General features: G+C 70.7%; 12 protein-coding genes. 8 read left to right on the top strand and 4 right to left on the bottom strand.

The window, feature by feature from the left end; genetic code table 11:
* Positions 1 to 2: 2 nt before the first annotated feature.
* Positions 3 to 806 carry an SLATT domain-containing protein gene (locus ACLF6P_RS00825; protein ID WP_415947309.1) on the bottom strand — a complete coding sequence of 268 codons (804 nt, stop codon included), beginning with the start codon at positions 804 to 806 and terminating at the stop codon, positions 3 to 5.
* A 232-nt stretch (positions 807 to 1,038) separates the two neighbouring features.
* Here ACLF6P_RS00825 and ACLF6P_RS00820 point away from each other — a divergent pair, with 232 nt between their 5' ends.
* The 3 genes from ACLF6P_RS00820 to ACLF6P_RS00810 all read left to right on the top strand — a co-directional run bounded on the left by ACLF6P_RS00820 (position 1,039) and on the right by ACLF6P_RS00810 (position 2,915).
* The gene (locus ACLF6P_RS00820; protein ID WP_415947308.1) at positions 1,039 to 1,383 is read left to right on the top strand and encodes a YbaB/EbfC family nucleoid-associated protein; all 345 of its coding nucleotides are present in this window, start codon (positions 1,039 to 1,041) and stop codon (positions 1,381 to 1,383) included.
* Between the two features lie 135 nt (positions 1,384 to 1,518).
* Positions 1,519 to 2,118: a recombination mediator RecR gene (gene recR / locus ACLF6P_RS00815; protein WP_415947307.1), complete on the top strand. Its 600-nt coding sequence runs from the start codon at positions 1,519 to 1,521 to the stop codon at positions 2,116 to 2,118.
* A 98-nt stretch (positions 2,119 to 2,216) separates the two neighbouring features.
* Positions 2,217 to 2,915 carry a DUF5063 domain-containing protein gene (locus ACLF6P_RS00810; protein WP_415947306.1) on the top strand — a complete coding sequence of 233 codons (699 nt, stop codon included), beginning with the start codon at positions 2,217 to 2,219 and terminating at the stop codon, positions 2,913 to 2,915.
* A 161-nt stretch (positions 2,916 to 3,076) separates the two neighbouring features.
* Here the strand turns inward: ACLF6P_RS00810 and ACLF6P_RS00805 are convergent, their stop codons facing one another.
* Both ACLF6P_RS00805 and ACLF6P_RS00800 read right to left on the bottom strand, forming a co-directional pair.
* Positions 3,077 to 4,285 (bottom strand): cytochrome P450, encoded by a 1,209-nt coding sequence (locus ACLF6P_RS00805; RefSeq protein ID WP_415947305.1) that lies wholly within the window; start codon positions 4,283 to 4,285, stop codon positions 3,077 to 3,079.
* On the bottom strand, positions 4,282 to 5,109 hold the full coding sequence (locus ACLF6P_RS00800; RefSeq protein ID WP_415947304.1) for a cyclodityrosine synthase: 828 nt from the start codon (positions 5,107 to 5,109) through the stop codon (positions 4,282 to 4,284). The genes ACLF6P_RS00805 and ACLF6P_RS00800 overlap by 4 nt, the downstream gene beginning before the upstream one ends.
* A 413-nt stretch (positions 5,110 to 5,522) precedes the next feature.
* Between ACLF6P_RS00800 and ACLF6P_RS00795 the strand changes: the two genes are divergently transcribed.
* The 4 genes from ACLF6P_RS00795 (at position 5,523) to ACLF6P_RS00780 (ending at position 10,387) form a co-directional block, all read left to right on the top strand.
* The gene (locus tag ACLF6P_RS00795) at positions 5,523 to 6,803 is read left to right on the top strand and encodes an aspartate kinase (RefSeq protein ID WP_415947303.1); all 1,281 of its coding nucleotides are present in this window, start codon (positions 5,523 to 5,525) and stop codon (positions 6,801 to 6,803) included.
* A gap of 49 nt (positions 6,804 to 6,852) precedes the next feature.
* Positions 6,853 to 7,911 carry an aspartate-semialdehyde dehydrogenase gene (locus tag ACLF6P_RS00790; RefSeq protein ID WP_415947302.1) on the top strand — a complete coding sequence of 353 codons (1,059 nt, stop codon included), beginning with the start codon at positions 6,853 to 6,855 and terminating at the stop codon, positions 7,909 to 7,911.
* Positions 7,912 to 8,357: 446 nt separating this feature from the next.
* Positions 8,358 to 9,068 carry a SigE family RNA polymerase sigma factor gene (locus ACLF6P_RS00785; protein ID WP_415947301.1) on the top strand — a complete coding sequence of 237 codons (711 nt, stop codon included), beginning with the start codon at positions 8,358 to 8,360 and terminating at the stop codon, positions 9,066 to 9,068.
* On the top strand, positions 9,065 to 10,387 hold the full coding sequence (locus tag ACLF6P_RS00780) for a hypothetical protein (RefSeq protein ID WP_415947300.1): 1,323 nt from the start codon (positions 9,065 to 9,067) through the stop codon (positions 10,385 to 10,387). The genes ACLF6P_RS00785 and ACLF6P_RS00780 overlap by 4 nt, the downstream gene beginning before the upstream one ends.
* 103 nt (positions 10,388 to 10,490) lie before the next feature.
* On the opposite strand, the gene ACLF6P_RS00775 is transcribed toward ACLF6P_RS00780, so the two are convergent.
* Positions 10,491 to 10,901 carry a nuclear transport factor 2 family protein gene (locus tag ACLF6P_RS00775; RefSeq protein WP_415947299.1) on the bottom strand — a complete coding sequence of 137 codons (411 nt, stop codon included), beginning with the start codon at positions 10,899 to 10,901 and terminating at the stop codon, positions 10,491 to 10,493.
* 101 nt (positions 10,902 to 11,002) lie between these two features.
* On the opposite strand from ACLF6P_RS00775, the gene ACLF6P_RS00770 reads away from it, so the two are divergent.
* Complete coding sequence (locus tag ACLF6P_RS00770; protein ID WP_415947298.1) at positions 11,003 to 12,874, top strand: S9 family peptidase; 1,872 nt, start codon at positions 11,003 to 11,005, stop codon at positions 12,872 to 12,874.
* Positions 12,875 to 12,943: the final 69 nt, after the last annotated feature.

Raw genomic sequence — 12,943 nt, 5'->3', positions numbered from 1 at the left:
CCTCAGCGCGCCTCAGGCGGTCGCTGGCGGGGCATGTTCGGGCGGGTGCCCGGGGGGAGAGGGATACGGGTCGGGGCCGGGTACTCCGGGCGCGGAGCCGAGGGGGCCGCCGACTGGAGGAGAAGGGGGGCGTGGCCCGAGTGGAATTCGAGCATCCAGTTCGCGGTCTCCGCGCGGACGATCTCCGTGATGTCCTCCGAGAAGCGGCGCAGGACGCCCAGGCAGCGTTCCGCCGCCTCGCCCGCCGTGCCCTCGGTGGGGCCGAGGACCTCCCGTACGGACTCCGAGGCCCAGTCGAACTGGAGGGCCTGGAGGCGGCGCTGTACGGCCTGGGCCGTGGCCATGTCCCTTATCCAGCCGGAGGTGAGGCCGAAGTAGCGGTCGCAGGCGATGCAGGCGATGGCGAGGAGGAGACAGAGATAGCCCCAGGGCGCGGCGCCCGTGACCGCCGAGGTGAGGTCGAGGAGGGGCAGGGCCGCCCCGGCGACCGCGCCGAGGGCCGCGCCGATGCGCAGGGCGCGCGCTCCGCGGCGCTTGAAGCCGCGGTCGGTGAGGTACCAGGACGCGGTGGCCAGCGCCCCGTCCTCGACCCAGCGGTACAGCTCGTCGAGCCGTTCGGCGGGCTCGCCCCAGTCGCCGAGCGGGATCGGTCGTCCGGTGAGGTCCTGCGACTTTGCTGCGGGTTTCTGCTCCGGCCTCCCCTGCGGCCCCTTCTCCGGCCCCGCGCGCTGGGCATCCCATGCGGCCGCGCCCTCGTCCGGCCCGCCCGGCGGCGGGATCTCGGGCTGCATCCCCGGCTGGCTCACACCGGCACTCCCTTTGCGTATCGGTACGGCTGGGACAGCTGTGCAGGCATCTTCCTACCGCCCAATGGGTGGGCATGGGGGCGTTCCGGAGGGTATTCCGCCCGTAAGGGGCCGTTCATCAGGTATGGGGCTGGATTCCATCACTCGAAAGAGTGTCGGGGCAGGGTGCGCGGGGAGCACGTAGGCTCGTGGGGAGACGTCGGAACAGGACCAGAGGAAGCAGGAGCCGATCGTGATTCCCGGTGGTGGCCAGCCCAATATGCAGCAGCTGCTCCAGCAGGCCCAGAAGATGCAGCAGGACCTGGCCGAGGCGCAGGAGGAGCTCGCGCGGACCGAGGTCGACGGGCAGGCGGGCGGCGGCCTGGTGAAGGCGACCGTCACCGGTTCCGGTGAGCTGCGCTCCCTGGTGATCGACCCGAAGGCGGTGGATCCGGAGGACACGGAGACCCTCGCGGACCTGGTCGTGGCGGCGGTCCAGGCCGCGAACGAGAATGCGCAGACGCTGCAGCAGCAGAAGCTCGGCCCGCTCGCACAGGGCCTCGGCGGCGGCAGCGGCATCCCCGGGATGCCGTTCTAGCCGGACACCCGCTCAGCGGCCCGGTGAACACGGTGCGCCGTCCAAGTGACAGTCGGCAGCGGGCCTTCTGCGGGTGGGGCGCACCAACTACCGTACGTACCAGGCATCCAGAGCCTGACCGAGGAAGGCAGTCCGTTGTACGAAGGCGTGGTCCAGGACCTCATCGACGAACTGGGCAGGTTGCCCGGCGTCGGTCCCAAGAGCGCGCAGCGGATAGCTTTCCACATCCTGCAGGCCGAGCCGGCGGATGTGCGGCGGCTCGCGCACGCGCTGCTCGAGGTCAAGGACAAGGTCCGGTTCTGCGCGGTGTGCGGCAATGTCGCGCAGCAGGAGCAGTGCGGGATCTGCCGTGACCAGCGCCGCGACCCCGCGGTGATCTGCGTGGTCGAGGAGCCGAAGGACGTCGTGGCGATCGAGCGGACGCGTGAGTTCCGCGGCCGCTACCACGTGCTCGGCGGCGCGATCAGCCCGATCGAGGGCGTCGGCCCGGATGATCTGCGGATCCGTGAGCTGCTCGCGCGGCTCGCGGACGGCACGGTCAACGAGCTGATCCTCGCCACGGACCCGAATCTCGAGGGCGAGGCCACGGCCACGTATCTGGCCCGCATGATCAAGCCGATGGGTCTGAAGGTGACCCGGCTGGCGAGCGGGCTCCCGGTCGGCGGCGATCTGGAGTACGCGGACGAGGTCACCCTCGGCCGGGCCTTCGAGGGGAGGAGACTCCTCGATGTCTGAGTTGATCCACGAGCTCTACGAGCTGTACGAGCTGTACGGGATGTTCGGTGACGTTACGGCGCCTCAGCATGGCGCAACCATGGGAGGTTGAACTCGCTATGTCCTCGTCGTCCTCTGAACCGGCGGCCGGCCGCGTACTGCCGCACGCCGTCGCGCAGAACCCCGATGACTTCGCGGTCCAGATCGCCGACCAGGTCGAGTCGTTCATCGTCGCCGTGACCGAGGTCGCCAAGGGCGACGAGCCGGACTCGGCGGTCCCGTTCCTGCTCCTGGAGGTCTCCCAGCTGCTGCTGGCCGGCGGCCGCCTCGGCGCGCACGAGGACATCGTCCCCGAGGAGCGCTACGAGCCGGATCTCGGCCCGGAGCCGGACGTCGACGACCTGCGCGAGCGGCTGGCCGCGATGCTCGACCCGGTGGACGTCTACTCCGAGGTCTTCGATCCGTACGAGCCGCGCAAGGCCCCGGTGGCCGCCCGCATCTCCGATGATCTCGCGGATGTGATCACCGATCTGCGGCACGGCATGGCGCACTACCGCGCGGGCCGCACCACCGAGGCGCTGTGGTGGTGGCAGTTCTCCTACTTCTCCAACTGGGGCGCCACGGCCTCCGCCTCGCTGCGCGCCCTGCAGTCCCTGGTCGCGCATGTCCGCCTCAACCAGCCGCTTGAGGAGCTGGACGGCCTGGACACGGACCAGGACCTCGGCGAGGACGCGCTTGCGGAGGAGGCGGGCAAGGTGATGGCTCAGGAGCTCGCGGGCCCGCTGGGCCTGGGCACGGTCAAGCAGTCGCCTGCGTAGTGCGGCAGCCGCCTGCGCAGTGCGGCAGTCGCCCGCCTGGGGCAGCAGTCGCCCGCGTGGGGCAGCAGTCGGCCGCGTAGGGCATACGCAGGTACGCGCTCCGTGCGTGTCCGAGGCCGGTGAGGGACCGCCCCACCGGCCTCGGACACGTCATCCGAGCCTCACCACATCACCGGCAGCCGTTCCGGCAGCCGCTTCATGAACCCCGTGCGCCACACCAGCTGCTCCATCGGCACGGCGAGCCGCAGCTCCGGCGTGTGGTCGAGGAGCGCCTCGATGGCGATCTCGGCGTGCTTCTTGCCGAGCGCGGTCGCCGGGCAGTAGTGCTGTCCGCCGCCGAACGACAGGTGCTGAGCGTTGTTCGGCCGCTCCAGGTCGACGTTCTGCGGTTCGGCGAAGGCCTCCGGATCGAAGTTGGCGCCCTCCGGCAGTACGAGGACCAGCTCGCCCTTGCGTACGAGCACCTCGCCGACCTGTATGTCCTCGGTGGCGAGCCGCGGCAGCCCGTCCGCGATCGACAGGTTGATCCGCAGCAGCTCGTCCACGGCCGCGGGGATCTTCGTGCGGTCCTCGCGCAGCTCTGTCCACAGCTGTGGATGCTGGAAGAGCGAGACGACGGCCATGGTGAGGAAGCCGGCGGTGGAGATGACGCCCGCGCCGAACATCGTGACGCCGACGGTCGCCAGCATCTCGTCGGTGAGGTGCGCGTACTGAGGGTCCTCGCGCAGCGCCGCGAGCTCGGCCATCAGACCGGTGGTCGCCGGGTCGTCGAGCCGTTCGACCATGTACGCCATGTCGCGGTCCCAGTTGAGCCTGGCGCCCGTGACGGGGCAGGCCGAGTTCATGAACGCGATGTGCAGGCTGCGCATCAGCTTCGCGCCGTCCGCGGGCGGGATACCGAGGATGTGGCAGTGCATGCCGGCGGAGTAAGGGTCGGTGAACTGCTCCCGCAGATCGGCCGGGGCGCCCTCGGCCGTGAGCGGTCCGAGCAGGTCGGTCGCGTAGGAACGCAGGAAGTCCTGCAGGCCCGGCGCCTTCGGGTTGAGGGCCTTGAGCACGGCCTTGCGCAGCCCGGCGCCGGTGATGTTGCCCATGTTGTTGACGACCTCGGGCGGGATCGTCAGCGCGTACTGCCGTGGCACGCCGGGCGCCGAGGTCTCCTTGAGGCTGAAGCGCCGGTCCTCCAGGACCTGCTTGCACAGGGCGTACGAGGAGACCAGCCAGGCCTCGTCACCGGCGATGGTGCGGACCCGGCGGACGGGGGTGTGTTCCCGCAGCTCCTCGACCTGGTGCGGGAGCCGGTCGCCGCGTGCGGAGAAGGGGAAGTCGATCAAGTCGGTCACGGGCGGTGCGAGTGCTTCTGCGGTCATCGGCGATCGGCTCCTTCGGCGGACTCGGCGGGCTCGGCGGGCTCGGCGGGCCGCTCGTGCTGGGCGTGCTCGGCGCGCTCGGCGGGATCCGCGGGCGTGATGATCGCGTGCCCCTGGTTGCGGGAGGCGCGCAGCCCGTGGCCGCGCGAGTAGAGCAGCTCGGCCATCGGCAGGAGCTGGTGGTAGCAGTTGAGCGAGGAGGGGACGCCCAGGATGGCGGGCGTGTCCAGGAACAGCGGGGCCTCGGCGCACACGTAGCGCAGGCAGACCGCGCGCTGTTCCTCGGTGGCGCGGCCGCCGCCCAGGACCTTGGAGGACAGGAAGCCGTCGACGAGGGCATCGCAGGTGCTGCGGAAGTCGTCGTCGTGGGCGAGGCGCGCTTCCAGGTGGCTGTGGATGTCCCGGTACGCGGGGTTGTCCGCGAAGGAGGACATGGGGCGGCCGCGCAGCCGCAGGCCCTCGGGGTCGAGGGCTTCGACGGCGTTGTTCACCTTGGCCCGTACGCCGCGCAGGTTCTTCACGTATTTGCGGCGGGCCTCGTCGGGTGGGTAACCGAAGGCCTCGTACATCTCGGCGACGTACAGGTCCGTATAGACGAAGTCGACCTGCTCGAAGCAGGCGAGGCCCCAGCGGGCCAGGTCATGGATGCGCTGGGCGGAGAAGTAGCTGTTGCCGGGGGAGACCCCGATGACGGCGTGATCGCCGTCGTCACGGATCACCCGGCAGTGCGGGGTGTAGGGATCGGCCCGGAATGCGCGCGCCGCGGGACTCAGCGGATCGCGCTTCGTGAACGGCTGGAGCTCAAGAACGGTCGCAGCTGTCAACTGAGGTGAATCCTTTGGCCGTTGCTAGTCCCATGGGGCCTTGTGCCCCTGGTGTGGCAGCGACGACGGACAGTTTTATACCGACTACGCAGGGGCGTCAACGGGCGTCCGAGGGGCGTCGGCCCGGGGCCTGCGGGGGCCTGTGGGGGGCCTGCGGGGGGCCTGCGGGGCCGTACGGCCCGGGGGTGGGGCTGCGGATTTCGTCGTGGCCGCCGCCGCGGGGCGCGGAATCTGTGAACCAGGACACTTTTCCGAGTGTTCCGGGCAACCGGAGGGCAGGCGTCCTTCCGGAGCGGGCCGGGGCCCGGCCGATCGCGGCGTGAGCGGGACATCTCACGATGCGGTTACCGCGGGGCCCCGGCCGCCCGCTCGTTAAACTGATTCGACCACTATGGACTGAGCGAGGAGCGCACGTGAGCCTTGTCGTGCAGAAGTACGGAGGCTCCTCCGTAGCCGATGCCGAAGGCATCAAGCGCGTCGCCAAGCGGATCGTGGAAGCCAAGAGGAACGGCCATCAGGTCGTGGCCGTGGTTTCCGCGATGGGCGACACGACGGACGAGCTGATCGATCTCGCCGAGCAGGTTTCCCCGATCCCTGCCGGCCGCGAGCTCGACATGCTGTTGACCGCGGGAGAGCGTATCTCCATGGCCCTCCTTGCCATGGCGATCAAAAACCTGGGCCACGAGGCCCAGTCGTTCACCGGCAGCCAGGCAGGTGTCATCACCGACTCGGTCCACAACAAAGCCCGCATCATCGATGTCACGCCGGGCCGGATCCGCACCTCGGTGGACGAGGGCAACATCGCCATCGTCGCCGGTTTCCAGGGTGTGAGCCAGGACGAGAAGGACATCACCACCCTCGGCCGCGGCGGCTCCGACACCACCGCCGTCGCCCTCGCCGCCGCGCTCGACGCGGACGTCTGCGAGATCTACACCGACGTCGACGGCGTGTTCACCGCCGACCCGCGTGTCGTCAAGAAGGCGAAGAAGATCGACTGGATCTCCTTCGAGGACATGCTGGAGCTGGCCGCGTCCGGCTCCAAGGTGCTGCTGCACCGCTGCGTCGAGTACGCGCGCCGCTACAACATCCCGATCCACGTACGCAGCTCCTTCTCGGGCCTGCCCGGTACGTGGGTCAGCAACGAACCGCTGGTCAAGCAAGGAGGCGAGCAGGTGGAGCACGCGATCATCTCCGGAGTCGCACACGACGTCTCCGAGGCGAAGGTCACCGTCGTCGGCGTTCCCGACAAGCCGGGCGAGGCCGCGCACATCTTCCGTGCCGTGGCCGAGGCCGAGATCAACATCGACATGATCGTGCAGAACGTGTCGGCGGCCTCCACCGGCCTGACCGACATCTCCTTCACGCTGCCGAAGTCCGAGGGCAAGAAGGCCACCGCCGCCCTGGAGAAGGTCAAGTCGCAGGTCGGCTACGACTCGCTGCGCTACGACGACCAGATCGCCAAGATCTCCCTGGTCGGCGCGGGCATGAAGACCAACCCGGGCGTCACCGCCCAGTTCTTCGAGGCGCTCTCCGACGCGAGCGTCAACATCGAGCTGATCTCCACCTCGGAGATCCGTATCTCGGTGGTCACCCGCGAGGACGACGTCCACGAGGCGGTCCGCGCCGTCCACACCTCCTTCGGCCTGGACAGCGAGTCCGACGAGGCCGTGGTCTACGGAGGCACCGGGCGATGAAGGCCGCGATGTACCGGGCGTCCGGCCCGGTGCGCGGAGGCCGGACCCGATGACGCGCGACGCCCCGACCCTCGCCGTGGTCGGGGCGACCGGCGCCGTCGGCACGGTCCTGCTCCAGATCCTGTCCCAGCATGCGGACATCTGGGGCGAGATCCGTCTGATCGCCTCCCCGCGCTCGGCCGGCCGTCGGTTGGCCGTGCGCGGCGAGGAGGTCGAGGTCCACGCTCTGACGGAGGATTCCTTCGAGGGCGTGGACATCGCGCTGTTCGACGTCCCGGACGAGGTCGCCGACCGGTGGGCGCCGATCGCGGCGGCCAAGGGTGCGGTGGTCGTGGACAACTCGGCGGCCTTCCGGATGGACCCGGACGTGCCGCTCGTGGTGCCCGAGGTCAATCCGCACGCCGTACGGGTACGGCCGCGCGGCATCGTCGCCGTACCGAACTGCACCACCCTGTCGATGATCGTCTCGGTGGGCGCGCTGCACGCCGAGTTCGGGCTCCGTGAGCTGGTGGTCTCCTCGTACCAGGCCGTCAGCGGCGCCGGGCTCGCCGGCGTCGAGGCGCTGCGCGAGCAGACCAAGCTGGTCGCCGGAACGGATCTGGGCACCGCGCCCGGGGACGTGCGCCGGGCGGTCGGGGACGCCACCGGGCCCTTCCCGGAGCCGATCGCGCTCAATGTGCTGCCCTGGGTGGGCGCGCCCGCGGAGGGCGGCTGGTCCTCCGAGGAGATGAAGATCCGAAACGAGTCCCGGAAGATCCTGGACCGTCCGGACCTCAAGGTCAGCGCCACCTGTGTACGGGTGCCGGTCATCACCACGCACTCGCTCGCCGTGCACGCGCGCTTCGAGAACGAGATCACCGTGGAGCGGTCCTACGAGATCCTCTCGACCTCACCGGGTGTCGTCGTCTTCGACGATCCGGCGGCCGGTGAGTTCCTCACGCCCGCGGACGTGGTGGGCACCGATCCGACCTGGGTGGGGCGGGTGCGGCGCTCGCTCGACGATCCGCACGCGCTGGAGTTCTTCGTCTGCGGGGACAATCTACGCAAGGGATCGGCGCTCAACGTGGCGCAGATCGCGGAGCTGATCGCCGAGGAATGGTCCGGTTGATCCCGCTTCCGCGGGGTGGCGACTGTCCGTAATTTCCGTTTGCACGGGTGAACCGGGGTGTTCATCCGGTGCTCCCGTATGGGGGCCAAATGCCCGGATCGAGGGGCGGACCGGCGCGGCCAAAGCCTTCCTCGGGCGGGATGACTTCTGTGTAAGTTGGTTGTGTGGATCACCGATCCGGTCCGGTCGGACGGGATCGCCCGGTGCGGAGCCGGGCTGCTCGGCGGTGATCCGAGGGGTGGTGGCGGCTCGGCCCTGCCCGTGTGCAACCAGGCGCACGGCGGGCTGCGTCTTTGCCGACGCCCTCTTCGAGCGCCGCAGTAATGGGGTATAGGGGAAGAGCTGGTACGTATGACGGCATCCGACACCGCGTCATGGGCAAAATCCGCCACAAACGTGATGCCACACACGTACAACCCTGACGGGGGGAAGCGTGTCCAACAGGCGTGGCAGAGGTACTCGAGTTCTCCATGGCCCTTCCGGGGGCGCGGACCCGGCGGCAGCCCGCGCGGCCTGCCGTGCCCGGCGGTCCGCCCAGGACACGCAGCGGCAACACCGGTATGCCGGTGATCGCCCCCGTGTCGGCAACGCGGCCCGCCCGCATACCCAGCCAGCGCGACGGCGCTGACGGCGTCATGGCTGCGGGCACCGACACCACCGCCGCGGGCACCACCGTCGACCACCTCACCGAGACCTACCGGCAGCACTACCGCTCCCTGCTCGGGCTCGCGGCGCTGCTCCTGGACGACACCGCCTCCTGCGAGGACGTGGTCCAGGAGGCGTTCATCCGCGTGCACTCCGCGCGCAAGCGGGTGCGCGACCCCGAGAAGACCCTCGCGTATCTGCGCCAGACCGTCGTGAACCTCTCGCGCAGCGCGCTGCGCCGCCGCATCCTGGGCCTCAAGCTGCTGTCGAAGCCGATGCCGGACATGGCGAGCGCGGAGGAGGGGGCCTATGACCAGCTGGAGCGGGATGCCCTCATCAAGGCGATGCGCGGGCTGCAGCGGCGCCAGCGCGAGGTCCTCGTCCTGCGCTACTTCTCCGACATGACCGAGGCACAGGTCGCCGAGACCCTCGGCATATCGCTCGGTTCGGTCAAGGCCTACGGCTCCCGCGGTATCGCCGCGCTGCGTGCCGCCATGGAGGGGTCCGCATGAGCGCGCACCGGGGCGACGACGGTGTTCCCGGGCCCGAGCGCGGGGAGCATGGGCCGTCCTGGGCAGGGCATGACGGGAACGGGCCGTCCCGGCCGGGCGGCGAGGGACAGCGGGATCAGCGGGATCAGCAGGGCCTGCGGGACCGGCGGGGGCAGCATCAGGAGCATGGTGGGTACGGAACGGTGAACGGCGCGAGCGGCCCCGAGTACGGCCCGGACCGGCGCGGTCAGGACGAAGCGGGCCCGTGGCCCGGGACGGGCCTGGGACCGGACGCGGACTTCCGCCCGGACCTCGGACCGGACGCGGACCTGGGCCTCGACGCCGACGAGCTCGCACTGCGTCGCCTGATGCGGGGCGCCGTCCAGGACATGAACCCCTCCGAGGACGCGCTCGCCAAGCTGCACCGCGCCGTGCCGGCACGCCGCGCCCGCAAGCGCCGGGCCGTCGTCGGCATGGCGGCGGCGGCACTGCTCATCGGCACCGCCGTACCGGCCGTCTTCCAGATCGCCACCTCACCGGCCGCCAACGACAACCTTTCGAGCGCCGGTGACTCCTCCCTCTGGCCGGGCGAGAAGGGCACCGACCTGACCGGTGACTCCGAGGGCGCCCAGGGCGGCCAGGGGTCCGGCGCGGGCAGCGGCACCGACGAGGAGCAGGGCGCGGGCCGGCAGGAGCCCGGCGAGGGCGCGACCGAGTCGAGCGGTGTCAGCGCGAGTCCGACCGAGGAGGTGCCCTCCGGCGCGCCGAACTGCGATGCGTCGATGCTCGCCGATTCCACCGTCGAGACCGGTGAGGCGCAGCCCGACGGCAAGGTCTACGGAGCCTTCAAGGTCGCCAACACCTCCGATGCGGACTGCACGGTCGCCGGCCCCGGCAGCGTGACCTTCGCGGCCCAGGGCGCCGCCCAGGCGTCCAAGATCAGCGTGGTGGAGCATGTGGCGGGCGACCCCGCGGAAGGGCTGCCCCCGCCGGTCACTGAGCCGACGCCCGTCGTGCTCAAGCCCGGCCAGTCCTATGCCGTCCGGTTCGCCTGGGTGCCCTCGGCCGCCTGCCCCACCGCCAAGCCCTCACCGGACCCCTCGCCCACCCCGAACAACGGTGGCGAGGGCGGCAGCACGGGCGACTCCGGCTCGGTGCAGACCGGCTCGGACACAAAGACACAGCTCGGTTCCGAGGACGAGGAGCCCTCGGGCGGCAGCGTCTCGATCACGCACACGGCCGACCCCGGGACACCGACCGTGGTGACGACGATCCCCAACGCCTGCGCGGGCACGATCTACCGGACGAAGGTGCTGTTGGACGTGCCGCCGAGCCAGTAGGGCGGGTGGTCGGCGGGCGGCCGGGCAGGCTGAAGGCGGGGCGGCAGGGCAGACGGCAGGAGACCGCTCGGCAGTCGGCTCGGCAGCCGGTCGGCAGGCCGCATCAATAGCGCTCCGTCAGGTGCTCGCGGCCGAACGGCGGCTCGTAGGGCTCCGGCCAGAAGTCCGTGATGGCCTTGATGCGTCCTTTCTCGTCGGCGGTGAACAGGTTGACCGCGAACATCTGGTCGAGTCCCTGCGTCACCTGGATCCAGCTGACGGCCTCGTCGCCCTCCGCGACGATCCGCAGCACCCGCACCCGCCAGTCGCCCGGATACTCCCGGTTGAACTGCAGGAAGCGGTCCTTGCCGCGTATCCGCTCACGGGACTGCGGCATCTCGTACACGACGCCGTCCGCGAGCGTCTCGCCGAACGCCGCCCAGTCGCGGGCATCGGCCGACGCCCAGTAGGCCTCGACCGTCCTGCGCAGCGTGTGCGGTGAAGTTGTCCTGTGCGGTGCGTGCGATGAAGTCATGCCCGCAGTCTGCACGCCGCCACTGACAACGCGGCCCGGCCTGTGGACAACTTGTCCACAGGCCGCCGCGCGCTCCGTCGGCATCCGCTTTCATGGACCCCATGAACGACGAGTCCCGCACCGCCCCTTCTTCCGCACCCTCTCCTTCCTCTCCTCCCCCTTCCTCCGCTGCTGACGTCGGGCCGCCGCCCGCCTGGGAACAGCGCTTCCGCGCCCCGCGGGTCTCGCTGCCCGAGTGGGCCGAGGACGCCCCGGAGCGTTCGCTTTTCGTCTCGAACGCGACCGGGACGTACGAGCTGTACGCCTGGGACCGCGACAGCGGCGAGCAGCGCCAGGTCACCGACCGTCCCAACGGCACGACGGACGGCGTGCTCACCCCGGACGGCGAGGCGGTCTGGTGGTTCGCGGACACGGACGGGGACGAGTTCGGCGTTTGGATGCGCCAGCCCTTCACCGGCGGCGCGGACGAACCGGCCGTGCCCGGCCTCGCCCCCTCCTATCCGGCGGGCCTGGCCATCAGCCGCGACGGTTCGGTGGTGGTCGTGGGCCGCTCGACCGACGAGGAGGGTTCGAGCCTCCATGTCGTACGGGACGGGGGAGCGCCCACCGAGATCTACCGGCACCAGGAGTCGGCCGGCGTGGGCGATCTGTCGCACGACGGCTCGCTGCTCGCCATCGAGCACACCGAGCACGGCGATGCGATGCACGCCGCGCTGCGGATCGTGCGGCTCGACGGCACGAAGGTGGCCGAGCTCGACGACTCCGAGGGCGGCACGCTGGAGCTCGGCCTGGAGGTCCTCGGCTTCGCGCCCGTCGACGGGGACACCCGCCTCCTCGTCGGGCATCAGCGCCGCGGCCGCTGGGAACCGCTGATCTGGGACGTGGCCACGGGCGAGCAGACCGAGCTGCGCCTCGACCTGCCCGGCGATGTGAGCGCCGAATGGTATCCGGACGGCTCCGGGCTCCTCGTCGGGCACAGCTTCGAGGCCCGCAGCGAGCTGTTCCGCTTCGACCTGGGCTCGCGCGAACTGGTCCGGATCGACACCCCGCCCGGTTCCGTGGGCGGCGCGACGGCGCGCCCCGACGGGACGGTCGAGTATCTCTGGTCCTCGGCGGCCGTCCCGCCGCAGGTCCGCTCCACCACCGGCGAGGTGGTGCTCGACCCGCCGGGTCTCAAGGCGCCCGGCTCGGTCCCGGTCGAGGACGTCTGGGTCGACGGGCCCGGCGGCCGGATCCACGCCCTCGTCCAGCGCCCGGCCGGCGAGGGCCCCTTCCCGACCGTCTTCGACATCCACGGCGGCCCGACCTGGCACGACAGCGATGCCTTCGCCGCGGGCCCGGCGGCCTGGGTGGACCACGGCTATGCGGTGGTCCGGGTCAACTACCGGGGCTCGACGGGATATGGCCGCGAGTGGACCGACGCGCTCAAGCACCGCGTGGGTCTGATCGAGCTGGAGGACATCGCGGCGGTCCGCGAATGGGCCGTGACCTCGGGCCTGGCCGATCCCGCACGGCTGATCCTCGCGGGCGCGTCCTGGGGCGGCTATCTGACCCTGCTCGGCCTCGGCACCCAGCCCGGTTCCTGGGCCCTCGGCCTGGCCTCGGTCCCGGTCGCGGACTACGTGACCGCCTACCACGACGAGATGGAGAACCTGAAGGCGATGGACCGCACGCTCCTCGGCGGCACGCCCGAGGAGGTCCCCGAGCGCTACGAGGCCTCGTCCCCGCTGACGTACGTGGACGCGGTGAAGGCCCCTGTCTACATCGCGGCGGGCGTCAACGACCCCCGCTGCCCGATCCGCCAGATCGACAACTACATCACCCGCCTGGAGTCCCGCGAAGCTCCCCACGAGGTCTACCGCTACGAAGCGGGCCACGGCTCGCTGGTGGTCGACGAACGCATCAAGCAGGTCCGACTGGAACTTGATTTTGTTCGACGACACCTGGGGCACCCCAGCCCGTCCGGGGCTTGACGCCGGGCTCGCTCCAGCCTTCCGGCTCGTTCGGGGTTCCGGGGCGGGCTCGCTTCAGCCTTCCGGCTC

The organism is Streptomyces lothianensis (assembly GCF_047779955.1).
Lineage (GTDB): Bacteria > Actinomycetota > Actinomycetes > Streptomycetales > Streptomycetaceae > Streptomyces.
This window is presented reverse-complemented; position numbering and strand designations above follow the sequence as displayed.

Bases quoted from the DNA above. Each gene is read 5' to 3' on its own strand.
- ACLF6P_RS00790 (WP_415947302.1), top strand. From the start codon at position 6,853: ATGACGCGCGACGCCCCGACCCTCGCCGTGGTCGGGGCGACCGGCGCC.
- ACLF6P_RS00770 (WP_415947298.1), top strand. From the start codon at position 11,003: ATGAACGACGAGTCCCGCACCGCCCCTTCTTCCGCACCCTCTCCTTCC.
- ACLF6P_RS00780 (WP_415947300.1), top strand. From the start codon at position 9,065: ATGAGCGCGCACCGGGGCGACGACGGTGTTCCCGGGCCCGAGCGCGGG.
- ACLF6P_RS00805 (WP_415947305.1), bottom strand. From the start codon at position 4,285: ATGACCGCAGAAGCACTCGCACCGCCCGTGACCGACTTGATCGACTTC.
- ACLF6P_RS00810 (WP_415947306.1), top strand. From the start codon at position 2,217: ATGTCCTCGTCGTCCTCTGAACCGGCGGCCGGCCGCGTACTGCCGCAC.
- ACLF6P_RS00775 (WP_415947299.1), bottom strand. From the start codon at position 10,901: ATGACTTCATCGCACGCACCGCACAGGACAACTTCACCGCACACGCTG.